1 protein-coding gene is annotated in these 317 nt (G+C 51.4%); it reads left to right on the plus strand.

Translation table 11 applies throughout. From position 1 onward, the window contains the following. Nucleotides 1-317 (plus strand): SGNH/GDSL hydrolase family protein (locus ACYP03_RS25270; protein ID WP_459782566.1); only part of this gene is annotated, 317 nt, incomplete at both ends.

The raw sequence follows: 317 nt of genomic DNA on the forward strand, positions 1-317 counted from the left end.
GACCTATTTTGCTGCCGATAACAGCTTGTCTTATAACCATTCCATCTGGACCAATGATCTGGGTGTCTTTATGGGCATTAATAAAGTGGTCGCTTTTGGTGACAGCCTGTCGGACACCGGCAATCTGTTCAACGCCTCTCAATGGGTGTTTCCGAACCGCACTTCCTGGTTTCTGGGGCACTTCTCAAACGGTTTTGTCTGGACAGAGTATCTGGCGGAGAGTTTGAATCTGCCGCTGTACAACTGGGCGGTAGGGGGAGCGGCGGGTTCCAATCAGTATGTTGCTCTGACGGGGGTGACAGAGCAAGTCACGTCAT

It is taken from the genome of Photobacterium sp. R1, assembly GCF_054600795.1.